We start from the raw sequence: 24810 nt of genomic DNA, 5'->3' as shown, positions 1-24810 counted from the left end.
GGGCACTTATGAAAAATAATAATGAAAGCATCTCTACGACTACCCATCAAAACGCTACCGTAGGTACATATACTGACAATCATATCCAACGTCGGCTTCAACAACTGCTAACAGATTTGCAGCTTGATGATGCGCCAGCAGGCGGCGCATTAGTGGTTTATAAAGCTGGCAAATGTATCGCACAGGCAAGTGTGGGGTTAGCACGTGCTGATTTATCATGGAATCCAGATACTTTATCATTGAACTTTTCGACTGGCAAAGGCATCTTGGCGACACTGGTTCATGTATTGGTATCACAGAAAAAACTGGATTATGATCTACCGATTGCCCATTACTGGTCAGCATTTGGCGTGCAAAATAAAGAGAAAATCACTTTACGCAGTGTGATGTCGCATCAAGCCAATCTTTTTTCGATTCAAAGTATTGACCTCGATAATGAAATCGTCCTTGATTGGAGTATGATGCTAGAGAAAATTGCAGCAATGCCTGTGACTGCCCCTGAGCAGGCGGAATTATACGACAGTGCTTACAGTGCCTTGGTCTATGGTTGGGTGCTGGGCGGCGTGATAGAAGCCGTTACTGCGATGCCACTGGCTCAAGCGTTACGCCATTATCTAACAGAGCCATTAGGTATTGCTAACAGCTGCTACTTTGGTATACCAGAAAATCAGGTCGACAAGGTTGCGCGATTGGTTAAAAACTTTGAGTCAGTAGAAGAAGTGTCAGAAAATGCACAAGAAAGCTCACAACCGCAGCCACGTTCCCGCCGTCATAAACCAGTTTTAAAACCAGATTCAGTAGATACCTTGCAAACTTATAGCAATTTACCGAGCTATGCCTGCTGGCAACAACAAGCAGCCAATCAGTATGCAATCCAATCAGTAACAGCTGATAATAAAGAGCAGATAGAGAAAGTACTGCCAACATTGGATACGGCACAAATCAACCGTCTATACTTTGATAACAGTCAGCTGAATCTTAAAAACTATAAAGCAGCCCTGTTACTTGCGAGCAAAGAACCGATTGACTATTATCATCCGCAGACTTTACAAGCTACTATCCCTGCTGCCAATGGCGTCGCATCAGCACATGCACTGGCGACGATTTATGCGATGTTGGCTAATGGTGGTATATGGCAAGGGAAAACACTCATTGATGAGGCAACCTTTAAGCAGCTATCAACGCCGCAAGTCACTGGTATGGATGCCGTTATGCCAGCCCATATGGATTGGCGCTTGGGTTATCATCGCCGCTTTAGTATTTGTAATAGCGATAATTTTGAGGTAAACACTCACAATACAAAATTTCATGCGCCACAAAGTTTTGGACACATGGGCTATAACGGTTCAGTTGCGTGGTGCGACCCTGAGCGGCAGCTATCGTTTGCCTTTGTCCATAATTTTGATGTGACCATGCTCAACGATATCCGCCAGTTTGCGCTGACGGAAGCAGTCTTGGATCTAATTAATACTGAAATTTAATCAGCGTTAGTGATTTATAAATAGCATTCTTTAGTTAAAGAAATACTGTTTATCTTATTATTGCGCTTTGTTTGGTGTCATTTTAAGCAGCTGTTTTGCTGTTAAACCATGTATAAAAATAGACGCCAAAATCACAATTGAGCACACTATCCAAAGTTTAAGGGCATCTTCATCATTAAAAAACCCTTGGTTGAGTGCATAAGATAAGTAGTACAGGGTACCGATGCCGCGGATACCTAGGGCTGATATGGCATATTTTTCAGTGCGCGGTAGATTCAGCCCTGATAAGGCAATAAAGCCGCCAAGCGGACGAATCAATAATAAAAAAGTAAAGCTGACGATATAGACGCGCCATGTTAGCTCAACGCCAGCTTGTAGACCTTGTCCAAGGAACATGCCAAAGATGACAAGCACCAGTGACATGAGTAAACCTTCTGATTGCTCAGCAAAATCATGCAATTTATGGTGGTAAGTGTGTTCAGATTCTGAACGACGGAACGCAAATGCCGCGACGAACACGGCAATAAAGCCATAACTATGGACGTATTCTGCCAATCCATATGCCACCAAAGTTAAGGCAATGACCACATAACCTTGAGACATAGTCGTCTCACGGCTATACTTTGAGAACACCAACTTTGCCATGACTTTGCCAACGAAGATGCCGACCAGTAACCCTGCGCCAATCTTCCACAATACATCATGGGTAAACCAAGACCACAGCATATCGCCCGTAAAACGCTCTCCTTCGCTATAGGCTTCTGCGATCTTAATCGCAAGATATACAAAAGGGAAGGCAAGCCCATCATTTAACCCTGCCTCTGAGGTTAAGGTAAAGCGTGGTGTATCTTCACCTCCGGTATTGGGCGGTCCAACTTGAATGCTAGAGGCCAATACCGGATCCGTTGGGGCAAGGACAGCGCCGAGTAAAATCGCAGCACCTATTGTCATACCAAAGGCATAGTAACCTAATACTGCCATCGCAAAGATACCGATGGGCATGGTAATCAGGAGTAGGCGCATCGTCGGACGCCATAATCGCCAAGACAGCTCAGTATCAATCTTGATACCCGCACCGACCAAAGAAACCAACACTACGATTTCAGTCAGTTTTTCGATAATCAGTCCATTATCGATAGGGTTCAAAAATGCCAAACTTGTCCAAAAATAGCCCATCATCAAACCAAAGCTTAATTGCAGCATGGGCAGGGAGATAGGCGTGCGTTTAAAGATAATCGGAAATAGCGCACCGAATACGAAGGCAATGCCGCAAACCAATAAGAATAAATTGTAATTTTCAATCATGAGGTTGGTGCACGCTGTTATATTTAATTTAAAGTTTAAAAAAGTCACACTTAGTAGCCGTTTATAATGACGGTAAAAACATCTAAATATCGCAAAAAATCGTTATCAGATAGTGATTAAATAGATAGATACGTTGTTTTTTGGTGAAAAAAAGCCTGCATTGCGCAGGCTTAATAAATTCAGTTCAAGAAGGGTACTTAAATATTATTGTCTAACGTTCAACTTGGCTGACGTCACGTACAGCGCCCGTATCGGCGCTGGTGGTCATTGCGGCATAGGCACGTAAAGCAGGAGAGACATGACGCTCACGGCTGACGGGTTTCCAAGCATCACGTCCACGACTTTCCATTTCTTCGCGGCGAGCAGCTAACTCTTCATCACTGACCTGCATATTGATGGTACGGTTTGGGATATCAATATAGATAGTATCGCCTTCTTGCACGAGGCCAATGGCGCCGCCTTCAGCGGCTTCTGGGCTGGCATGACCAATAGACAAGCCTGATGTCCCACCAGAGAAGCGACCATCTGTAAGCAGCGCACATTCTTTGCCTAGGCCTTTAGATTTTAGATAAGTCGTCGGGTAGAGCATCTCTTGCATACCAGGACCGCCTTTTGGACCCTCAAAACGGATGATAACCACATCGCCTGCGACGATTTGATCATCAAGCACCGCTGCTACTGCGTCATCTTGTGATTCAAAGATGCGTGCACGTCCGGTGAAAACCAAGATGCTGTCATCAACGCCGGCAGTTTTGACCACACAGCCACGCTCAGCAATATTTCCGTATAGAACGGCAAGACCGCCATCAGTCGAATAGGCATGTTGGGCACTTCGGATACAGCCGGATTCACGGTTTACATCCAGATTTGACCACTCTTTTGATTGTGAGAAAGCCTCAGTCGTCCGTACGCCACCAGGGGCTGCGATATAGCGTGCACGTGCTTCAAGATTGTCAGGATTCATAATATCCCATTTATCAATCGCTTCTTTCATCGTGGCACTATGGATAGTTGGCAAATCGGTATGCAGCAAACCAGCACGGTCAAGCTCGGCCAATAGCGCAAAGACACCGCCAGCACGATGTACATCTTCCATATGATACTTTTGTGAAGCAGGGGCAACTTTAGCCAAACAAGGTACACCACGACTTAAACGGTCAATATCGTGCATTTTGAAGTCGACTTCGGCTTCATGTGCAGCAGCGAGCAAATGCAAAATAGTATTGGTAGAGCCGCCCATGGCGATGTCTAAAGTCATGGCATTTTCAAACGCGGCTTTAGTGGCGATAGAGCGCGGTAGGACTGAATCATCATCTTGCTCGTAGCGACGTTTGGCTAGTGACACGATGGTACGACCAGCTTCTAGGAATAGCTCGCGACGTAGCGAATGGGTTGCCAATAGTGATCCATTACCCGGTAATGCCAATCCTAATGCTTCGGTCAAGCAATTCATCGAGTTGGCAGTGAACATGCCAGAGCACGACCCACAGGTAGGGCACGCTGAGGCTTCAATAGCAGCGACATCTTCATCACTAATGCTATCATCAGCCGCGTCCATCATCGCATCGACGAGGTCAAGCTTACGAATGGCATTACCTTTACTGTCAGTGCTATGGACGTCGCTACTACCATCATTATTATGACTGTGTGCGACTGTGCTGGCGATAATTTTACCCGCTTCCATTGGGCCACCTGAAATAAAGACGACGGGGATATTGAGGCGCATGGCTGCCATCAACATACCCGGAGTGATTTTATCGCAGTTAGAAATACATACTAGCGCATCGGCGCAGTGGGCATTGACCATATACTCGACAGAATCAGCAATCAAATCTCGACTCGGTAGTGAATACAACATACCGCTATGACCCATGGCAATACCATCATCAACAGCAATGGTATTAAATTCTTTTGCCACGCCACCCGCTTTTTCAATTTCGCGTGCAACCATTTGTCCCAAATCTTTTAAATGCACATGGCCGGGTACAAACTGGGTAAAAGAGTTGGCAATGGCAATAATAGGTTTGCCAAAGTCGCCATCAGTCATGCCAGTTGCGCGCCACAGGGCACGAGCACCTGCCATATTACGACCGCCGGTAGAGGTTTTTGAATTATAATCCATGTGGTATTCCTTACAAATGAGCGAGATTTATTAATATGTGCAGCATCCGCTGCAATGTTGATAGTGTGCTTTTTATACCGGGCGAGTACTAGTGAATAATACTAAGTCGTTACCATACCATTAGATATGAGTAACTGAAAATAATTAACCTATAACAAACAAGACTTAAGGGTCAATCATTTATGCAATGCGCTCCAAAATAGCGGTTTCAAACCAAGGGAGCTCAGCTTTATCTGCTTCTAGCTTGGCAATGACGACTAAGGCGTGAGTCGCTGGTAGGTATTGATACTCCATATTGGCTTCTATCGTCAATGGTAGCGGCTGATTGGTTTCTGTATCAATGCTCAGCTCGTCAATACTAATCAGTGCTTGTTTGTTGTTTTTATACAGGATATCAATACGACCAAAAAACTGCCATTCCTTAAAGGCTGCAATGATAGCATCATCTTTATCTTTAGTATAAATCTGCTGCGTCTCTTTACCAGTATTGGTCCAATGCAAACGGACAGCGAGTTGTAATGCTTCACTAAATACCACCAATGAGCCAATCACTTTGACATGCCACGGATTGGATATGAGTGCTTCATCGATACCAATTAGCTTGGCAGCTTCTTGCGCTGTCATCGGTGTATTAAACTGTGCCAGTAGCTTTGGGGTTAAAGGATGGGTCTGCTTAACGACATCGTCCAAACTGTCATAATGATATAAAAATGGCAGCGGTAAGTCTTGAGTGAGGGTCTTTTGACTGATTTTACAGTTATGAATACGCCAACTTATGGCTTTATCAGTCAATGCTTGCGCTAATATAATGGCATTTGGGTCAGTAGCTGGAAGGTTATTTGCCCCAAGCGTTTGCTTATGCTCACCATTATTTATGGTAGCGTCATTGATAGACTGCGTATGAGCGTCAGTATTATTAGATAATTGAGTTGGCAAGGCAGTCAAATCCATCATGGTAAGGTCATCGAGAGAGTAGATTAATATAACATTTATCGCGCATGGCTCGTCAATAATTTAATCATCAACGAAAGCAGCAAGTTAGTTCATGAAGATCAATCAGTGATTATCTGATACTTGTACTTAAGTGAGATTTCGTCCACTATATTTAATGGTGTAAGTATTCGTTTAATACTCGCTATCCAATCAATACTAACTTTGATTCAATAATAATACAGGTTAAAGGAATAAGATAATGAGCCAAGCCAATCCGCAAACTACTTATAAAGACGATAATATTTTTGCCAAAATGCTCGATGGCGATATCCCTTATCATAAAGTTTATGAAGATGATAAGACTCTTGCTTTTATGGATATCATGCCACAAGCAAAGGGGCATGTTTTAGTCATTCCTAAGCAAAAAGCGGTGGACTTAGCCGATCTTGAACCTGAATACGCGGCAGCTGTGTTGATGACGGCTAAAAAAGTCATGGAAGCCCAGCGTCAGGTATTTGATCGTGAAGGCATTATCCAAATGCAGCTAAATGGTGCAGAAGCAGGGCAAACGGTGTTTCATTATCATGTGCACCTGATTCCTTCTAGTATTCATGAGCTTGGTCACCATGCCGTCACACAAGCAGATCATGCCGAGCTTGCAAAAACAGCTGAACAACTGGCAGCGATTATTACTGCGTAATTTTAAAAACGTCTATCATTGTTCTGAGTTAAAAGAACAGATAGTACTTACTCTTTAGATAATAATAAAAGGGCAACTAACAAGTTGCCTTTTTTGTTTTTAGGTAATAGTGCTGTAACAATAGTTCAAGTAATGTGACAAATGGGCAGCAATACTGGGGTTAGTAATCGGTTTGTGGTAAACATTAAGTCTACTTGATCGTTAATATAAGAATCTGCTTATGAAGAACAAATCCTCCCGTTCTACTATCTTATTGCCCGTCTTCGTGCCGGCAGCAGCCATTATGCTGCTATTAGTGATTGGTACTGCCATTAATCCTGAGTCTGCTGGGGAACTATTTAGCACCGTTCTGAATTTTACCACCGAGACTTTCGGCTGGTTCTATATGCTAGCAGTCGCTATATTTTTGATGTTTATTATTGTCTTGGCGTTTTCGTCTTATGGCAGTATTAAACTGGGACCAGATCATGCTCAGGCTGAGTATAATTTTCTTGAATGGTTTGCCATGCTGTTTTCTGCAGGGTATGGGATTGCTTTATTATTCTATGGCGTAGCAGAGCCAGTCATACACTTTGCCAGTCCGCCGCTTTCAACGCCGCAGACTATTGAAGCTGCCAAAGAAGCGATGCAAATTGCCTATTTTCACTGGGGTTTTCATATTTGGGCGATCTATGGTGTGGTTGGTTTGTCACTGGCTTACTTCTCTTTTCGTCATGGCTTACCACTATCCATGCGCTCGACATTATATCCATTGATTGGTGATAAAATTTATGGTCCGATTGGACATACTGTTGATGTGTTTGCCATTGTGGGCACGATGTTCGGTATTGCGACCAGTTTGGGGATTTCTGTATCACAGATCAATGCCGGGTTAAATTATCTATTACCAAATACGATACCTGTTAGTATTACAGTTCAGGTGATTATCATTGCGCTGGTGACACTAGCAGCTTTGGCATCTGTTCTCGCTGGCATGGATAAAGGGGTAAAGCGACTCTCAATTTTGAACATGATGTTAGCAACGGGGCTGATGCTGTTTGTTTTTATCGTGGGTCCAACCATCTTTATTCTAAACGCCTTTATGGAAAACACGGGCAGCTATTTAGGCAATATTGTTGAGCGTACTTTTAGTTTACAGGCTTATCAATCGAGTGATTGGATCGGCAGTTGGACACTCTTTATCTTTGCATGGACGATTGCTTGGGCACCCTTTGTCGGATTGTTTATTGCCAAGATTAGTCGGGGTCGTACTATCCGTGAGTTTGTATTAGGCGTGATGTTAGTACCAACCTTCTTTACATTCTTCTGGTTCGCAGTTTTTGGCGATACAGCGCTCCATATGATTATGGTTGATGGCTATGATGCACTCATTACTGAAGTGCAGAACAACCAAGCAATTGCATTATTTAAATTATTAGAGAACTTACCTTTTACTCAGATAGTGTCGTCATTAACAGTACTATTAATTATTACCTTTTTTGTGACCTCATCGGATTCAGGGTCTTTGGTGATTGACTCGCTTGCAGCCGGTGGTCGTAGTGATACGCCATGGTGGCAACGTACATTTTGGGTAGTGACTGAAGGGGCAGTTGCTGCAGCGCTGCTGGTCGCTGGTGGACTAACAGCATTGCAGACTGCCGCTATTGTCAGCGCCTTACCCTTTGCCGTTATCATATTAATTTCGATATTTGGCATGTGGCGAGCGCTGCGTATTGAAGGTCATCGTAACCAGAGTTTAGGTAACGACAACCATTTGCCACCGCATCTACTGAAACTAGAGGCTTGGCGCGAGCGTATTGATTATATGACTGAGCAGCCAACACGCGATAAAGTGCTTAGTTATATCAGAGGAACGATTTTATCTTCTATGCACGAAGTGGCTGAGAAGTTCGCCGATACAGGTTGGTTGCCTGATGTGAATTATGATGAGATCAATAACCGCGCTGTATTAGAATTGAGAAGTGGCGATAATGTGGAGTTCTGGTACGAGGTTCGCTTATCAGAGCATGATATTCCTGATTATTATACGGAAGATATGGCAAACAAATTGCCGCAAGAGCACCATTACCGTGCTGAAGTGTATTTGCGCCGTGGTGGTCAGACCTATGATTTATATGGTTATGAATCAGTGTCGATTATTAATGACATTATCGATCAGTTTGAGAAGTATCTACACTTTGTCAATGTCTCACCAGATATTTTACCGTGGCGTATGCAAGAGCATGATGAAGATATAACGCTTGAGCAGGGCAGTGTGTTTGATAAATAGGTATATTAAACAGGACATTCAATGTTGATAAACTTTATGAGCTGAGCAAATGATTACGTAATCCCTTGCAATATGCGCACGAATCCTTAGAATAACGGCTTGTTTTCATTACCAATCAAGCCGTTTTTTATGTCTATTGATTCTCCAGTTTTACTTTCGTCTAATCCTACCTCAGACCATCCTTTATTGCAGCCACTCGTGATTGGCGGCTTGACGATTGAGAACCGTTTGATAGTTGCACCGATGGCTGGCGTGACAGACAATCCTTTTCGCAGATTGTGCAAATCTTTTGGTGCAGGTCATGCAGTCAGTGAAATGATTATCGCTGATACGGCATTGTATGCGCGCAAAAAATCGCTCTATCGTGCCAATTTTGATAATGAAATCGCGCCTATTTCGGCACAAATTGCTGGAGCTGAACCTGATAAATTGGCAGAAGCGGCGCGTTATCAGATTGATAATGGTGCACAAATTATTGATATTAATATGGGCTGCCCTGCCAAAAAGGTTTGCCGTAAATTGGCAGGCTCTGCACTATTGCAAGATGAAGACTTGGTTGCGCGCTTGCTAGATGCTGCGGTGAATGCCGTCGATGCGCCCGTTACTTTAAAAACGCGCTTGGGCTATGAGAATGGACGTGAAAATATTTTGCGCGTTGCAAAGCGAGCAGAGCAAGCGGGTATAGCTGCTATTGCCATCCATGGACGCACGCGTGAAGATATGTATACCGGAGAGGCGCGTTATGAGCTGATACGTGAGGTCAAAGAAAGTATTAGCATTCCAGTCATCGCAAATGGCGATATAGACAGCGCGCAAAAAGCGCAGCGTGTTTATGAGTTGACCGGCTGTGATGCGGTGATGATTGGACGCGCTGCCCAAGGACAACCATGGATATTTCGCGATATTGAGCATTTTTTGCGCACAGGTGAGACGCTGGCATCACCCAGTGTTAGCGAGATAAAAGGAATTGTACTGACACATTTAGAAGAGCTATACGGTTTTTATGGTGAATACTCAGGCTGCCGTATTGCTCGCAAGCACATTGCTTGGTATACCACCGGTATTCCGAACTCTAACGCCTTTAGGCAAGCCATGTATGGTGAGGAAAGTACCGCCGGACAGTTCCGTGTGGTAGAGGATTTTTTGAATGCTCATGAATAAACAATGAAGAGCATATGTCGAGCACAAAGTGATCCATACTTCATCTAGTAAGAATGTCTATCCAGTTAAACTGGCTTTATTGCTTATTTATTTCCTTTAACCTATATTTCTTTGTTATGATTTAGGTAAATATTAACGGAAGTCTAATTTTTAAAAGGATGTTTCATGGCTAACCCTTCAAAAAAAGCAATCGGTAAAGCAGTTCAAGACAAAAATATTATTATAACGGGGGCATCAAGCGGTATTGGTGAGCGTACTGCTTTTTTGCTTAGTGAATGCGGTGCTCATGTCATTTTGTTGGCACGTACTGAAGAGAAGCTAAAAGCGGTTAAAGAAAGTATCGAAGAGCTTGGTGGTAAGGCAAGTTATTATCCTTGTGATTTGACCAATATGGATGCCATTGAAAAAGTTAGCACGCAAATTTTGGCGGACTTTGGTCACGTTGATGTCTTGGTAAATAATGCCGGTCGCTCGATACGACGCTCGGTTCACGAATCCACTGAACGTTTCCATGATTTTGAGCGTACCATGGATATTAATTACTTTGGCGCAGTCAAAATCATTCTTGGGTTTTTGCCGACGATGATTGAACGTCAAACGGGTCAAATTGTGAATATTTCATCAATTGGTGTATTGGCAAACAGTCCGCGTTTTGCCGCGTATGTCGCCTCAAAATCGGCCTTGGATGCCTTTAGCCGTTGTCTAGCTGCAGAAGTCAAAGGCGATAATGTGACGATAACCAATATCTTTATGCCATTGGTACGCACGCCGATGATTGAGCCAACTAAGCTTTATCGTTATATGCCAGCGCTTATGCCAGATGAGGCCGCAATGATGGTCGCCAAAGCGATCGTTCATAAACCAAACAGTATTGCCAGCAACATGGGCAAGTTTGCGTCGGCTACTTATTCATTAGCACCAGCGATTAACGTTGGTATTCAATCGATGGGTTATCGCATTTTCCCGAGCACTCGCGCCGCTCAAACCACCGATAAAAAACCAAACCTTGCTCAACGTGCCTTTGCCAGAATCTTACCGGGTGAGCATCACTAGATTGTATTTATTATGTATAACCAAAAAAGGATACTTCGGTATCCTTTTTTAGTGCCTTAAAAGCATTGATAATGATACAGACGGGTAGGCAGCAGTGGATTTCTATTTAACATAAGGCTCGTTATGGGAAGAAGGACGGTTTTTCCTAATGAGAACTTAAGCCTTTTGTTACAAGAGATATGTTGATGAACTAACTCATTAAAAAAATGCAGATGTGCTCTTAAGCATATACGTAATGGAAATTAAGACATGCATCATGACTATCTTAATTCCTATTACTGTAAGCTTTATTCCTTGCTTCAATTCTTAGTATTTAGAAAATATTAGAGGGACTTGATATATGTAGTACCAACTTGGCATCAAGCGCTTACCAAGTTAGTACTATATTGATTTATATCTGCGCCTGCGGATTATTTTTGGCATAACGCCATGACATCAATCCAGTAATAATTAGCACTACTGCAATAAAGCCTAAAGAAGCTGCTATTGGAACGTGATAAAGATCAAGTAGAAGCATTTTTATACCAATAAATGTCATTATCACGCCTAGCCCATATGGTAAGTAGTGCATTGTGGCTGCTGCGCCTGCTAATAGGAAGAACATAGCACGCAGACCTAAAATAGCGAATAAGTTAGCACTTAATACAATGAATGGGTCGGTGGTAATGGCAAAAATAGCAGGAATAGAATCAACTGCAAAAATAACATCAGAGATTTCGACTAAAATTAATACTACCAACATGGGTGTCGCCCACAATAGACCGTTTTCACGCACTAAAAACTTTTCGCCTCGTAGCGTGGACGTAATGCGCATGTGTCTACGTAGCCATTTTAATAGCTTCATTTCCTCAAGGTCGACAGGTTCGTCGTGGCCACCTTTTAAAAATTTATAACCGGTATAAACCAAGAACGCACCAAAGATATAAAGTACCCATGAAAACTCTTGGATTAGCCATGCGCCTGCAAGAATAAAAATAGTACGTAAAACGATAGCGCCTATCACGCCATACAATAGTATACGGCGCTGTAACGCAGGTGGAACAGCAAACGCGCCAAAAATCATAAGCCAAACAAATACGTTATCAATGGCTAGTGATTTTTCGATTAAATAACCAGTCACAAACTCTAAGGTTTTTTGATTGGCAACTGCTACACCCAATTCTGCGTTTAAATACCACCATAATCCGCCTGCGAATATAGCAGATACACTGACCCAAGCAATACTCCATACCGCAGCCAATTTAATAGAAACAGGTTGGTTCTCTTGTACTGCGTTTACATCAGAACTCTCTGGCGTATGTTTGTGCTTAAAACCTAAAAAGTCGATCAGTAACATGACTGCGACTATTACAAAAAAAATGGCATATAGCCAAGGGGTGCCGATGGTTTCCACAATGTTCCTCAAGTATAATAATAGGGGTCGCTATGATATTTAGCTGCAATTGATATGCCGTTATATCAGTGCCAAAGCCCTAAGAAGAAAATCTAATATACAGATTTTATTTCTTTTCATCTACACCAATTTTAGTTTAGAAAAGCTAATGACATATTACTATTTGAACCTATTTAAATGATAAATAAATCACTAACAAGATAAGGTAAACCAATGCATCAAATGAGTGAATGGGTGCTAGTTATCATGGCAAAGTTTGGCTATCTTGGCATTATATTTGCCATGTTTGCTGAAAATGTTTTTCCACCTATACCTTCTGAGCTAATTATGCCAGCAGCAGGTTTTGCGTCAGCTAAAGGTGATTTAAATATACTATTGGTCATAGCAGCAGGTACATTTGGCAGCGTTTTAGGCGCTCTACCTCTCTACTATCTAGGATCTTTATTCAATGAAGAGCGACTAGTGATTTTTACTAAAAGGTACGGCAAATACGTGTTTATTAAGCCTGAGGATATTTTATCGTCCAATGTTTGGTTCGATAAACATGGTAAAAAAGCGGTTTTTTTTGGTCGCATGGTGCCTGGTATTCGTTCACTAATTTCCATTCCTGCAGGGATGAATAAAATGTCGCTGGTTTCTTTTGTAATATTAACGGCTTTAGGGGCAAGTATTTGGACGACAATATTGACTCTTTCAGGATTTTACTTGGGTAGAAACTATGAGGTCATTGCAGCTATGCTAGCGCCTTACTCTAAGGTTTTCTTATTACTTGCCATAGTCATGATTGTTGTTTGGCTTATTAGACGTCGACTATCTGATCAGCATAATAGTAAAACTGTTTAAAACAAAATCGATTTATGGGGAAAATGACGGTTCTTTACTTTACCGATAGATTCCTCAATATTTTATTTTAGGCATACCCCAAGGGAACCAACTGTTTCACCCTTCAAACCTATTAACAGACTACTTAAAACAGACTGCTATAATGGAACCACTTATAAAAGACTAGCCAAACACACGCCACATTATCCAAAATAACCCAGCCATAATGATAGCAATGATGAGTAGTCGCTTTGCCCAGTAGGGCAGTAGGGGTTTTTTATAGCCTAAATCATTGAGCTGACTGTCAACGCCTTCTTGTAGGCTTTGGAAGCTTTGCTCCGTTGGTGTGCTTTTTACTTTACTCTTAATCAAGCGCTCAGTATCATCTTCGACTGTTTCTCTATCAAAGTTCATGGCTTGACTAGGAATGCCTTGTTTATTAGCGATACTGTTTAATTTTTGCTGCTGCTGATTTTTGAGAGCAAGCTCGTATGCATCGATGCGAGATTTTGCAGCATCCATACTGATATTTTCGTCAGCGGCTAACGTCTTAATTGCCATGACCAGATTGCCTTTTTCGACCATCATGATAACCGTTTTCGGTAATTTTACTTTGGCAGGTTCTAAGCCTGAATCAGAATCAAACATGACTGTCCTTATTTGAGCATGATAATAAGTAGATTGGGGTATTATAACCTTGTTGTACAGTCAAAATTCAAGCAAAAAAATACCGCAGTTATCATCATATCTGCGGTACTGTTATCAATTTTATTTCATTTTAATTTATAGATCTTTCCAGCGTTGGATAGACTCTTTAATGACTTCTTTGGCTTCTTCTACGTTACCCCAAGATTCAACCACCGTTGTACCTGCTTTTTTGAGGTCTTTATAGTGACTGAAATGGAATTCTAGCTGATTGATCAGCTGCTTTGGTAAGTCCGCTAGACTGTTATAAGCGTTGCCTGTATCACGGTCGTCAGCAGGTACGACGACGATTTTGTCATCGACTTCGCCATCATCAACAAACTTCATCACACCGATGACTTTCGCTTTTAAGAAAATACCAGTCGGTAAAGGCTGTTCTGTGATGATAAGCGCATCTAACTCGTCGCCATCTTCATCAAGAGTTTGTGGGATAAAACCATAGTTGCAAGGCTTGGCAAAAATCTGTGGGTCAACACGATCAAGCTCAAATACGGCCAACTCGCGATTCCACTCAATTTTATGGCTACTACCAGCTGGGATTTCTACTACGACATTAATAATGCCGCCGTCAACATCGCCTGCGTCCAAAATTTTATTAAAATCTGCCATAAAATACTCCAATGTGCTTTTGTTATGAATGTTTGAATCGTAAAGGGTTAAAATCGGCGTCCAAGGTTCGTTACTGCGCCCAATTTGTGCCGTGTGCGATTATAACAAGTTTGAATCAAATTTTCTCACAATGCTTAAGTCTAAGCGCGCACGATATTATGCAAAAAAGGATTATACAAAAAATACCTATTTTGGCGCTAATTCACGCAATGGGATGTCTCCTGCATGACGTTTTGCGATATTGTCGATGAGCTGTTGCGTAAATTGCTCGTAGCTCAGGGTCTTTTGGTCATCGGTAAGCGGTAGGTTATTTGGCTGTATATTGGTCGCTTGGTTCATATTAACAAAATCCGCCAAACGCAACATTTGCATGCCAGCATAACCACAAGGGTTGATAGCATTAAATGCTGATAAATCACAATCTAAATTAATGGCAATACCATGGTAGCTAAAGCCATGCTTGATTTTAAAGCCAAGCGACGCGATTTTGCCAATCATAATGGTATTATCAACTTCTATCTCATCACTAGTAGGAGCGCTGTCCGTTTCTGTAGCCATATCAGCATATAGATAGACACCTGGGGCATCACGGCGGGCACGGGCGCTGATATGGTTGGTGTCAGTTGATGCTGTGCTCTTGAGACAGTCATTGACCACATCCTCAATCGCTTGCTCAGCGTGTGAGACCATATTGCGCACACTCCAGCTGATACTGTCCAAATCAAACAGCCAATACATAACCAGCTGACCATGTCCATGCCATGTTACCTGACCACCGCGATCCGTCTTAATGATAGGCGTATTAGTACGTTGCAGGATATGCTCTTCTTTACCTGCTTGCCCAAGAGTATAAACGTCATTGTGATCGACAATCCATAACTCGTCAGGCGTACGCAGTCCTTGCTCTTTTTTAAGAGCGATACGCTCTAACGTGCGTGATAACATGGCATCAAGAGTAGCCACATAATCAGCAGCAGTGAGTGACTTTGTGATGAGATTTTCATTAAGTGGTTGCGTATTAAGCGCCTGCATAGTATTTGGCATGAGAGTGGCTGTCTTATGTTTTTGTTATGTAAAATGGGCTATCTATTGTTAATATTACTGTCATTGAGTGTAGCAGTTTTCATATTGTCGCCCAAATTTTAATTTTAATTATATTGAACTGGAAAAATATAAAAGAATAAAATAGTCACAAAAGGCACCTTGTAGTGAGCAGATACGCATCGTATACAAACCCATGGGTGCATTAAAGATGCTGTTCATTCAGGAATCAATGGGCTACATTAAATGGTACTAAACAAAAGTAATATCTAAGAAAATGATGTTTTAGCCTTATTCACTATTAGGCTTTGTTGCATAGATAACACGTTTACAAGGATAATAGAGTGATATCAGTGATTTTTAGTGTCTAATAATAGCTATAGAGTCTTAAATTTGACAAAACGTGCTGACTCTCACGTATATGACAAGGAAGATATATGACAGACAGCGATCAAAACAATCAGGTTCAAGCGATGCATCCTCAATACGATGAGCACGAAGGGCTTAGTATTATCAAAACCGTGGCAGATATGCAGTCACAGTTTTCACGCATGCAAAATCTAAGCCGTACTCAGCCTATCAATGATTGGGCAACGCGTAGAGACCAACTCGATAATCTAGAGCTAATGCTGAGTGACAATCAACAGCTACTTGCTAATGCTATCAGTGCTGATTTTGGCTATCGTAGTGAATCAGAAACTCAATTTGCCGAGCTGTTTCCGAGCTTTACGGGTATCAGTCATGCCAAAAAGCACGGTAAGAGGTGGATGAAGGCGCAGCGAGTATCGATTTCAGCACTATATATGCCAGCCCATAATGAGATTTTGCCACAGCCATTAGGTGTGGTTGGTATCATGGTACCTTGGAACTATCCTTTATTCTTGGCGATAGGACCGATGATTGACGCGATTACCGCTGGTAACCGCATCATGGTTAAAATGAGTGAAGCGGCGCCGCAATTTGCGCAAACGTTTGCAGAAACCATTTCACGTTATTTTTCAGCAGATATGGTTTGTGTGGTCATCGGTGAAGTTGAGATTGCAGCGGCTTTTAGTGAGCTGCCTTTTGATCACCTGCTCTATACTGGCTCTACTGCTGTTGGTAAAAAGGTAATGGCAGCGGCAGCACCCAATCTAACACCGGTCACGCTTGAGCTTGGCGGTAAGTCGCCAGTCATAGTACTAGAGGGTGCTAACTTAGAAAATGCTGTCAATCGCGTGATGATGGGTAAGACCTTAAATGCTGGTCAAACGTGTATCGCGCCTGACTATGTACTGATTCAGCGCCAACATCATGATGAATTTGTGCGTCTGGCAAGAGAGTGGATGGAGAAACACTATCCCAATATTGAAAGCAATCCTGATTACTCACGCATTATTAATGTTCAGCAGTTCAAGCGTGTTAAAGGCTATTTAGAGAATTTATCCAGTGAAGGTGTCTATAGACTCACTGATGCGACGTCTAATCTTGAAACGCGTCTCATGCCACCGGTTATTGTCAGCGAGCCTGCGCCTGAGAGTGATTTGATGCAAAACGAGATATTTGCACCCGTTTTACCACTCATGCACTATGACACTCTTGATAATGCGATTGCATTTATTAACGCCCGTCCACGACCGTTAGCGCTATATGTCTTCGGTGATAATAGCCGTGATATCGATAAGGTACGCACCAATACGGTATCGGGCGGATTATGTATCAACGAGGTGATTATGCATGTAGCGCAGCATGACTTGCCGTTTGGCGGTGTTGGCGATTCAGGTACAGGCGCTTACCATGGTAAAGCTGGATTTGATCGTTTGAGTCATATGAAACCTATCTTTGTACAATCCAAATTGAATGGGCTAAATATATTGTTACCGCCCTATGGTGGCTTATTTAAAAAGGCAATGGCGCTGTTTTTGAAATAGCAGTTTAAAATAGTTGCCTTATTAAATAGATAGTATTTATTCACATTCCTCCATCAATAGCATCTACTACGGTAAGTGCTATTTTTTTGTCTAAAGAATCATTTGTTATCAGTGTTATAAATCGCTACACTTTGTGGTGACACTAAACGATAGTTTTGTTTGTTTTAGATAAAAATCAGTAGTAGATGATAGGCTTATTAATTGCTCAAATTAGGCTGATGACAGCTATTTTCATAGTAAAGACAATAAATAGGATAACGCCGTGCGCCAATGGATTGCATTTAGCTTATTGCTTATAAGCTCGCTCTTACTGTCTTTGCCAGTATCAGCTGCTGTGCCAACATGCCAAGCACCGATTAAATTTGGGGCATTGACATGGGAGAGTGGTCAGTTTACAAGCGGTGTTTTAAAATACATCATTGAGAGCGGCTATGGCTGTCAGGTAGAGGAGGTGCCGGGAGCAGGTCCTGCACTTGAAACAGCATTGTCGCAAGATGATATCCAAGTTATTGGAGAGCAGTGGATAGGGCGCTCACCCATCATGACACAAGCTATTGAGCAGAATAAAGTCGCTGTTATTGGTGACACGCTTAAGGGCGGTGCAACCCAAGGTTGGTATGTTCCTAAATATGTACTGGACGAAAACCCGGGTCTACGCCGTTATCAAGATCTGCCTAAATACGCTGAGCTGTTTAAAGACCCTGAAAACCCCAGCAAATCACGCTTTATGAACTGTCCATCTGGTTGGACATGTGAGATTTTTAATACGCGATTGCTGAAAAATACTGGCTTGGAGAGTGATTTTAATAATGCCCATCCCGGCACAGGTGCAGCCCTTGATGCTGAAATTGCTTCCGCTTTTGAGCAGCATAAGCCACTCTTATTTTATTACTGGCAGCCGACAGGTTTGATGGCAAAATACGATTTTGCCGCATTGGAATTTCCTGCCCATGATGATGCCTGCTGGCAAGACTTATTACTTGCTTATGGCACCGCTGATTGTGTGTCGGGATTCCCTGTATCGCCTTTAGGTATCGCTGTATCTACCCCGTTTATCGATGCCAATCCTGAGCTTGCAGATGTTTTCAAAAAAATCCAATTTAGCCCCGCTGAGCTTAATGGTGCTATTTTAGAGATGAGTGAAAGCAAACGTAGCGGGGAGGAGCAAGCCTTTGTTTTTCTGCGTGATAACCCCCAAGTTTGGCAGAAGTGGTTATCGGATGAGGCAGCTACCAACCTTGCAGCTAAATTAGGTATTAGCTTAACGGGTGCTGCTATCGTGACTGATAAAAAAGCATCTAGTACGAACCTAGCAGACCCATCATCTATCTTCCCTTCATGGTCACTTGAATCTCCACTGAATAACACCTTAGCCAGCGTCGTTCGCAATCATGGCGACGTATTCCGTACGATCAGTACCGTCGCCTTAACGTATTTATTGCTTCCTATTGAGCGCCTATTAACGCTTATCCCACCATGGCTAATTATTGCCCTTGTGACGGTATTGGCATGGTTTGCTGTACGTAAAATTTGGTTTGCCTTAGCATGCGGCGCTGGGTTGTTCTTAATTGGGGCATTTGGTTTATGGGGCGCGTTAATTGATACCTTGGCATTGCTCATCGTTTCAGTATGGGTGACGGTGGTTATTGGTATTCCTATCGGCATTGCCATGTCAGGAAGTAAGCTATTGCGTAAGATTGTGACGCCTATATTAGATGTGATGCAAACCATGCCAAGCTTTGTATATCTGATACCGGTACTGATGCTGTTTGGAATCGGTAAAGTGCCAGCGCTGTTTGCCACCATTATTTATGCATTACCGCCGCTTATTCGTCTGACGACCTTGGGTATTACTCAAGTGAATCATGAGATGGTAGAAGCAGGGCGCTCGTTTGGCAGTACGCATCTGCAATTGCTTATTTGGATTAAGCTACCGCAAGCACTGCCCAGTATCATGGCAGGGGTAAACCAAGCCGTCATGATGTCACTGTCTATGGTGGTATTGGCGTCCATGATCGGAGCGCCAGGTCTTGGTGAAGATGTATTGCAATCTATTCAAACGCTCAATATTGGTCAAGGCTTACAAGCAGGTACGGCGATTGTCATTGTGGCGATTATCATTGACCGCATTACTCAGGCGTTTGGGCAAGGTAAGCGTGCGCGCCAAAAAACCATTGAAGCTGGTAGACGCCCGATTGGTTAGCAGTTATTTGCAGACATAATAATGCCTTGTGTCGGTTTTAAAATAACTCAACTACATGAATCAATCTTAATAAATAACAACTCTAAAAATAAAAACAAAGAGAACGACAATGAATCATATTCAGCTAGAAAATATCAGTAAGATATATAACGCCAGTCACGCACAAGCAAAAATGGCATTGGCATTGCTGGCTGAGGGTATGGATAGTATTGCAGTAAAGAAACAAACCGGCTATTCGGTCGGGCTTTATGATATTAATTTAGCGGTCAAAGCAGGCGAGCTGCATTGTATTATGGGGTTGTCAGGCTCCGGCAAGTCAACCTTAATACGTCATATCAATCGTCTGATTGATCCAACCAGTGGCAAGATATTGGTAAACACGGCTATCAATGCTAAAGACTCTGTGACTAAGTTAGTATCTAACTCAGTAGTTACAAATAAAGATACCTTGCCAATAGAGAAAGGAGAACCCTCTTCTGCTGTTAATATCTTAGCGCTCAATGATCAAGAGCTTCAGCAATATCGTCAGCAAACAGTCAGTATGGTGTTTCAGCATTTTGGTCTGGTACCTCATATGACCGTCATTCAAAACGTCGCCTATGGCTTGCGGGTGCGAAAAATGAGTATCAAGGAGCGTCATGAGGTAGCTAGGCACTGGCTGAATGAAGTTGGTCTATCCAATCTAGAGAGTAGCTATCCCGATGAGCTGTCAGGAGGCATGCAGCAGCGCGTTGGGCTGGCACGTGCTTTGGCAATGGACAATCCTATATTGCTCATGGATGAAGCCTTTTCGGCGCTCGATCCTTTGATTCGCGCTCAACTACAGGATCAATTATTAGAGCTACAAGCGCGATTGAATAAGACGATCGTGTTTATCACCCATGATATTGACGAAGCCATCAAGGTAGGTCAGCGTATTAGTATTTTGAATGGTGGACGTTTGGTGCAAACAGGCACATCAAGCGACTTACGTCATAATCCCGCTGATGAGTATGTCGCTAGATTTATGGGTGCTAAGCAGTAGGTGTATATAGTCGATTCATTTTAAAAGCGATACAGGGCTATTGGCTATAATTTTTTCTTGGTTGCTGTTCGCAGGCGTGACAGAGGCTGCAAAAAATTTATAGCCAATAGCACGTTATTACAATCGTATCGCTTTTATTTTGAACTGACTATATAGCGACTTATGTTATCGTTATTATTTTCTAAAAGGTAGGTTTTTGCTAAAGTAATCTATCACTCTACTATTTCCATGCTGTTAAAAAAGTGTAGCAGCATCTCTTTTACTATTAAAAAAAACTCCATTATCAGTATATACTATTAAGATACTCTAATATGGAAGTCATACTTAAAGCATGTCATATCTTTATCTAAGCTAAAGCCACTACAGATACAGCATTAGGTTTCAACTCTAGCCTCACACTCTATTTATATTTTGTCTTATAGCTTTTACTAAGCCTGACTCACCCTTTTACAGTATGTTTATCGCTCCAAAACCTTTACTCATTTACTTTAACTAATAGCGCAAGAAGACCATAAGCTGCCCTACAGCATGTAGCTTATAGTCGTAAGACTTCGTCAAAAGGATATCTCATGCCACATAAGAAAGACCATCATGATGCGAATAATCATAACACTAATAGTCATGAAAATAAGAACGCTAATAATTCTGCGATAGCCCCACCGCAAGCTGCGTCACGTTGGTTAAAGAATATCAGTGCGTTTGGCGTCACGACGGTCTTGAGTGCTGGTATATTGGTAGCTTGTGGGCAGATGAGTAGTGCAGAGAATAACGTCAGTAGTAGTACAAGCAAGCAAAATAGTGGCGTGAAAAGCTCACGTGATATGTTGCCATCCGATATGCTCAAAACAATGCAAGCATTGCCGCAGTTGACCAAGGGTTTGGGTAAAAATGGCGCTGCTGTGATTGACCCTAGTAAACCCACCTTGGTTAAGTTTTGGGCGAGCTGGTGCCCATTATGCTTAGGGACGCTAGCAGAAACTGAAGAATGGCGCACTGATCCTAAATTTTCTGGTTTAAATGTCGTCACTGTGGCAAGTCCCGGTCATCTGAATGAAAAAGCCGATGGCGAATTCAGCACTTGGTATGCTGGCGTGCAAGCCGATTACCCTAAGCTTCCCGTATTGATTGATGCCTCAGGTGAGCTGATTAATACGCTTGGCGTACAGGTTTATCCAAGCTGGGCAATACTCGATAAAAACGGTAATTTGGTGCATTTGGTCAAAGGTAATATGTCAGCAGAGCAAGCCTACGCCCTTGCTGAAAATGCGAATAATGATTTTGCTGAACTCAAAGCTGGTAGTGCTAAGCCTGCAAATGTCCAAACATTAGATAACAACAGTAAAATTGAGACTATTAAGCAAAAAGATGGCGTTTATTATAATGACAAAGGTAAGGCGATTAACACCCGCTCAATCTACCTAGCAGGTGGCTGTTTCTGGGGCGTAGAAGCCTATATGGAGCGAGTCGATGGTGTCGTAGATGCTGTGTCAGGCTATGCCAATGGCGACACAGTCAACCCAAGCTATGAGCAAGTAATCCGTGGTTCAGGGCATGCCGAAGCAGTCAAAGTCACCTATGATGCTGATAAAACGGATCTGGATACGATTTTAAAGTATTATTTCCGCGTGGTTGATCCAACCAGTTTAAACAAGCAAGGTAATGATCGCGGCGTACAGTATCGTTCAGGGGTTTATTACACCGACAAAGCAGATAAAGCAGTAGTTGATGCTGCAATCAAGCGTGTGCAAAGTCAATATAAGCAAAAGATAGTCGTTGAAAACAAAATATTGGACAACTTTTACTTAGCTGAGATGTATCATCAAGATTACCTAGCGAAAAATCCGAATGGCTATTGTCATGTTGATTTAAGCCTTGCCGATGACAAGCCTGAAGACACGGTACGTACTAAGCTTGCATCAGTAACTACTGTCGCTGAGACGTTAGATCCTAAGCGTTATGCTGGGTTTGATAAAGGCGCGTTAAAAAACACTTTGACCAAAGCACAATATGATATCACTCAAGATGCAGGCACTGAGCGGGCATTCAGTCATGAATATGATAACTTGTTTGCACCCGGTGTCTATGTCGATGTGGTCAGCGGTGAGCCTTTATTCTTATCAACTGATAAATATGCCTCAGGCTGTGGTTGGCCAAGTTTTACCAAGCCAATTGATAAGCAAGTGATTACGCAACATGACGATATGGCATTTAACATGGTACGTACTGAGATTCGTTCACGAGTAGCGGATTCGCATCTGGGTCATGTGTTCCCTGATGGTCCAAAAGACCGTGGCGGTCTGCGTTATTGCATCAATGGCGGGGCATTGCAGTTTATCCCAGTCAATGTGATGCCTCAGTCAGGCTATGCGCCACTAGTGAAGTTGGTTAAACCTGCGAAACCTTAGTAAATAACATGGTTTAATAATTTTATAAAAAGACGTTAAGAATATTCTTGGCGTCTTTTTTATAGGTTATAGTCGGCTAATAATGTGATGAATACTGCTATGAATCGTAGTAATTTTGCTGCAATCCATAGTGAACTCTGAAAAATAATCTAAAGTTCGTTATACTCAAACGCTTATGATTGTTCTATCAGTAATATATATAGTCAAAATACTCTAGAAACGCTACGGTACTGCTGGTACAAATTTTTTGCAGCCTCTGTCTGCGTAGGCACAGCAAGCAAGAAAAATTGATATCAGCAGTACATAATGTGTCGATATTACTTTTCATTTACTATATCGTTATGTCCACCTATTTATCGCTTGCTTCGTTTAGCGATTTTTCATTTTTGTATTTAAGGCTGTAACATGACCGTTACCCATACTTCTACTACTTTTGAGCCTATTATTACCTCGTTACTTGATAACGACTTGTACAAATTTACTATGCTACAAGCCATGCTACATCAGTTTCCTCAAACCCATGGTGTCTACCGCTTTCGCTGCCGTAATAATAAAGATGCCGCTTATCCACTTTCTGATATCAAAGATGCCTTAGAGCAGCAACTAGACAGCTTATGTGAATTGCGATTTTTAGAAGATGAACTAGAATACTTACGTGGCTTGCGCTTTATGCGTTCAGACTTCGTTGATTACTTGGAATTGTTTAAATTAAAACGTCGTTTTATCACGGTGACTACCGATGACAAAGGTCGCCTATTTATCGATATCGAAGGTCCGATGATTCAGGCGATGTTCTTCGAAGTATTCGTACTAGCCATTGTCAATGAGCTATATTTTAAAGTATTAACGGATGCAAGTGTGCTTGAAGAAGGGCAGCGCCGCTTAGAGAAGAAAGTGGAGTTGTTACATCGTTATGCTGCCGAACAAGCAGGCAATAGCCGTGATATTCCTCCTTTTATCGTTGCTGATTTTGGTACACGTAGACGGTTTAATAAAGACTGGCAAGCTCATGTGGTTGAGACTTTGCACAAAGCTGAGCCAAACATAGTGGGCGGCACGTCCAACGTTTATTTGGCAAAAAAGCTTGGCATGACGCCCATTGGTACCATGGCACATGAGTTTATGCAGGCATTTCAGGCACTGGATGTGCGCCTACGTGATTCGCAAAAAGCGGCGCTTGAAGCTTGGGTACACGAGTATCGCGGTGATTTGGGTATTGCGCTGACTGACGTCGTCGGCATGGATGCGTTCTTACGCGATTTTGACTTGTATTTTGCTAAGCTTTTTGATGGTTTGCGTCATGATAGCGGCGACCCTTATCTTTGGGGTGATAAGGCGATTGCTCATTATCAAAAGCTAAAAATAGATCCAAGAACCAAAGTGTTAACCTTTAGTGATGGCTTGGATCTGAATAAGGCGTGGGATTTGCATCAGTATTTTAAAGGTCAAATCAAAACCAGCTTTGGTATTGGCACCAATCTCACCAACGATATGGGCATCACGCCATTGAATATTGTTCTGAAATTGGTTGAATGCAACGGTCAGCCGGTCGCTAAACTGTCTGATAGTCCAGGTAAGACAATGATCAATAATGACACCTATCTTGCCTATCTACGCCAAGTGTTTGAGGTTGACGAGCCTGAATAGCTTTCATTAAAAGCCATTTAGGCACGA

Annotated in this window: 18 protein-coding genes; 11 read left to right on the top strand and 7 right to left on the bottom strand. The window is 42.4% G+C overall.

Going from position 1 to position 24810, the window contains the following annotated elements; all coding sequences use genetic code 11:
• Nucleotides 1-8 precede the first annotated feature (8 nt).
• A complete protein-coding gene (locus OEG80_RS07395; protein WP_149408553.1) occupies nt 9-1481 on the top strand; it encodes a serine hydrolase domain-containing protein in 1473 nt (490 codons plus the stop codon).
• A 57-nt stretch (nt 1482-1538) separates the two neighbouring features.
• Here OEG80_RS07395 and OEG80_RS07390 read toward each other — a convergent pair whose 3' ends face one another.
• The 3 genes from OEG80_RS07390 to OEG80_RS07380 form a co-directional block, all read right to left on the bottom strand.
• Nucleotides 1539-2786, bottom strand: coding sequence for a cation:proton antiporter (locus tag OEG80_RS07390; RefSeq protein WP_011513410.1), 1248 nt, complete (start codon nt 2784-2786; stop codon nt 1539-1541).
• Nucleotides 2787-2997: 211 nt separating this feature from the next.
• Nucleotides 2998-4908, bottom strand: a complete 1911-nt coding sequence (ilvD, locus tag OEG80_RS07385) for a dihydroxy-acid dehydratase (protein WP_263240119.1) — start codon at nt 4906-4908, stop codon at nt 2998-3000.
• A gap of 180 nt (nt 4909-5088) precedes the next feature.
• Entirely contained in the window at nt 5089-5862 is a 774-nt protein-coding gene (locus OEG80_RS07380) for a hypothetical protein (protein ID WP_149408549.1), read from the bottom strand.
• 238 nt (nt 5863-6100) lie between these two features.
• Between OEG80_RS07380 and OEG80_RS07375 the strand changes: the two genes are divergently transcribed.
• The 4 genes from OEG80_RS07375 to OEG80_RS07360 all read left to right on the top strand — a co-directional run bounded on the left by OEG80_RS07375 (nt 6101) and on the right by OEG80_RS07360 (nt 11024).
• Nucleotides 6101-6541 carry an HIT family protein gene (locus tag OEG80_RS07375; protein ID WP_020443281.1) on the top strand — a complete coding sequence of 147 codons (441 nt, stop codon included), beginning with the start codon at nt 6101-6103 and terminating at the stop codon, nt 6539-6541.
• Nucleotides 6542-6761: 220 nt separating this feature from the next.
• Nucleotides 6762-8810, top strand: a complete 2049-nt coding sequence (locus OEG80_RS07370; protein ID WP_149408547.1) for a BCCT family transporter — start codon at nt 6762-6764, stop codon at nt 8808-8810.
• 129 nt (nt 8811-8939) lie between these two features.
• On the top strand, nt 8940-9971 hold the full coding sequence (dusB, locus tag OEG80_RS07365) for a tRNA dihydrouridine synthase DusB (RefSeq protein ID WP_201531300.1): 1032 nt from the start codon (nt 8940-8942) through the stop codon (nt 9969-9971).
• A 165-nt stretch (nt 9972-10136) separates the two neighbouring features.
• Nucleotides 10137-11024 (top strand): SDR family NAD(P)-dependent oxidoreductase, encoded by an 888-nt coding sequence (locus tag OEG80_RS07360; protein ID WP_020443284.1) that lies wholly within the window; start codon nt 10137-10139, stop codon nt 11022-11024.
• Nucleotides 11025-11415: 391 nt separating this feature from the next.
• Here OEG80_RS07360 and OEG80_RS07355 read toward each other — a convergent pair whose 3' ends face one another.
• Complete coding sequence (locus OEG80_RS07355; RefSeq protein WP_201550793.1) at nt 11416-12417, bottom strand: TerC family protein; 1002 nt, start codon at nt 12415-12417, stop codon at nt 11416-11418.
• Nucleotides 12418-12630: 213 nt separating this feature from the next.
• Between OEG80_RS07355 and OEG80_RS07350 the strand changes: the two genes are divergently transcribed.
• Nucleotides 12631-13260: a DedA family protein gene (locus OEG80_RS07350; RefSeq protein WP_133104168.1), complete on the top strand. Its 630-nt coding sequence runs from the start codon at nt 12631-12633 to the stop codon at nt 13258-13260.
• Between the two features lie 162 nt (nt 13261-13422).
• On the opposite strand, the gene OEG80_RS07345 is transcribed toward OEG80_RS07350, so the two are convergent.
• The 3 genes from OEG80_RS07345 to lipB form a co-directional block, all read right to left on the bottom strand.
• Nucleotides 13423-13887, bottom strand: a complete 465-nt coding sequence (locus OEG80_RS07345; RefSeq protein ID WP_133104169.1) for a hypothetical protein — start codon at nt 13885-13887, stop codon at nt 13423-13425.
• Between the two features lie 135 nt (nt 13888-14022).
• The gene (locus OEG80_RS07340; protein WP_133104170.1) at nt 14023-14553 is read right to left on the bottom strand and encodes an inorganic diphosphatase; all 531 of its coding nucleotides are present in this window, start codon (nt 14551-14553) and stop codon (nt 14023-14025) included.
• Between the two features lie 186 nt (nt 14554-14739).
• Complete coding sequence (gene lipB / locus OEG80_RS07335) at nt 14740-15597, bottom strand: lipoyl(octanoyl) transferase LipB (RefSeq protein WP_133104171.1); 858 nt, start codon at nt 15595-15597, stop codon at nt 14740-14742.
• A gap of 434 nt (nt 15598-16031) precedes the next feature.
• On the opposite strand from lipB, the gene OEG80_RS07330 reads away from it, so the two are divergent.
• The 5 genes from OEG80_RS07330 (at nt 16032) to pncB (ending at nt 24783) form a co-directional block, all read left to right on the top strand.
• Nucleotides 16032-17504 carry a coniferyl aldehyde dehydrogenase gene (locus tag OEG80_RS07330; protein WP_263240117.1) on the top strand — a complete coding sequence of 491 codons (1473 nt, stop codon included), beginning with the start codon at nt 16032-16034 and terminating at the stop codon, nt 17502-17504.
• Nucleotides 17505-17766: 262 nt separating this feature from the next.
• Nucleotides 17767-19707: a glycine betaine ABC transporter substrate-binding protein gene (locus tag OEG80_RS07325; protein WP_263240115.1), complete on the top strand. Its 1941-nt coding sequence runs from the start codon at nt 17767-17769 to the stop codon at nt 19705-19707.
• 109 nt (nt 19708-19816) lie between these two features.
• The gene (locus OEG80_RS07320; RefSeq protein WP_149408501.1) at nt 19817-20731 is read left to right on the top strand and encodes an ATP-binding cassette domain-containing protein; all 915 of its coding nucleotides are present in this window, start codon (nt 19817-19819) and stop codon (nt 20729-20731) included.
• Between the two features lie 569 nt (nt 20732-21300).
• The gene (gene msrAB / locus OEG80_RS07315; protein WP_263240114.1) at nt 21301-23136 is read left to right on the top strand and encodes a bifunctional peptide-methionine (S)-S-oxide reductase MsrA/peptide-methionine (R)-S-oxide reductase MsrB; all 1836 of its coding nucleotides are present in this window, start codon (nt 21301-21303) and stop codon (nt 23134-23136) included.
• 405 nt (nt 23137-23541) lie between these two features.
• Entirely contained in the window at nt 23542-24783 is a 1242-nt protein-coding gene (gene pncB / locus OEG80_RS07310) for a nicotinate phosphoribosyltransferase (RefSeq protein ID WP_149408497.1), read from the top strand.
• Nucleotides 24784-24810: the final 27 nt, after the last annotated feature.

Origin of the sequence: Psychrobacter sp. SC65A.3 (genome assembly GCF_025642195.1) — a bacterium.
GTDB classification, from domain to species: Bacteria; Pseudomonadota; Gammaproteobacteria; order Pseudomonadales; family Moraxellaceae; genus Psychrobacter; species Psychrobacter cryohalolentis.
The sequence above is the reverse complement of the archived record's forward strand: the minus strand, read 5'-3'. Positions and strand labels throughout refer to the sequence as shown.

Coding starts and splice junctions, on each gene's coding strand:
- OEG80_RS07395 (WP_149408553.1), top strand. CDS start 9: ATGAAAAATAATAATGAAAGCATCTCTACGACTACCCATCAAAACGCT.
- OEG80_RS07390 (WP_011513410.1), bottom strand. CDS start 2,786: ATGATTGAAAATTACAATTTATTCTTATTGGTTTGCGGCATTGCCTTC.
- ilvD (WP_263240119.1), bottom strand. CDS start 4,908: ATGGATTATAATTCAAAAACCTCTACCGGCGGTCGTAATATGGCAGGT.
- OEG80_RS07380 (WP_149408549.1), bottom strand. CDS start 5,862: ATGATGGATTTGACTGCCTTGCCAACTCAATTATCTAATAATACTGAC.
- OEG80_RS07375 (WP_020443281.1), top strand. CDS start 6,101: ATGAGCCAAGCCAATCCGCAAACTACTTATAAAGACGATAATATTTTT.
- OEG80_RS07370 (WP_149408547.1), top strand. CDS start 6,762: ATGAAGAACAAATCCTCCCGTTCTACTATCTTATTGCCCGTCTTCGTG.
- dusB (WP_201531300.1), top strand. CDS start 8,940: ATGTCTATTGATTCTCCAGTTTTACTTTCGTCTAATCCTACCTCAGAC.
- OEG80_RS07360 (WP_020443284.1), top strand. CDS start 10,137: ATGGCTAACCCTTCAAAAAAAGCAATCGGTAAAGCAGTTCAAGACAAA.
- OEG80_RS07350 (WP_133104168.1), top strand. CDS start 12,631: ATGCATCAAATGAGTGAATGGGTGCTAGTTATCATGGCAAAGTTTGGC.
- OEG80_RS07345 (WP_133104169.1), bottom strand. CDS start 13,887: ATGTTTGATTCTGATTCAGGCTTAGAACCTGCCAAAGTAAAATTACCG.
- OEG80_RS07340 (WP_133104170.1), bottom strand. CDS start 14,553: ATGGCAGATTTTAATAAAATTTTGGACGCAGGCGATGTTGACGGCGGC.
- lipB (WP_133104171.1), bottom strand. CDS start 15,597: ATGCCAAATACTATGCAGGCGCTTAATACGCAACCACTTAATGAAAAT.
- OEG80_RS07330 (WP_263240117.1), top strand. CDS start 16,032: ATGACAGACAGCGATCAAAACAATCAGGTTCAAGCGATGCATCCTCAA.
- OEG80_RS07320 (WP_149408501.1), top strand. CDS start 19,817: ATGAATCATATTCAGCTAGAAAATATCAGTAAGATATATAACGCCAGT.
- msrAB (WP_263240114.1), top strand. CDS start 21,301: ATGCCACATAAGAAAGACCATCATGATGCGAATAATCATAACACTAAT.
- pncB (WP_149408497.1), top strand. CDS start 23,542: ATGACCGTTACCCATACTTCTACTACTTTTGAGCCTATTATTACCTCG.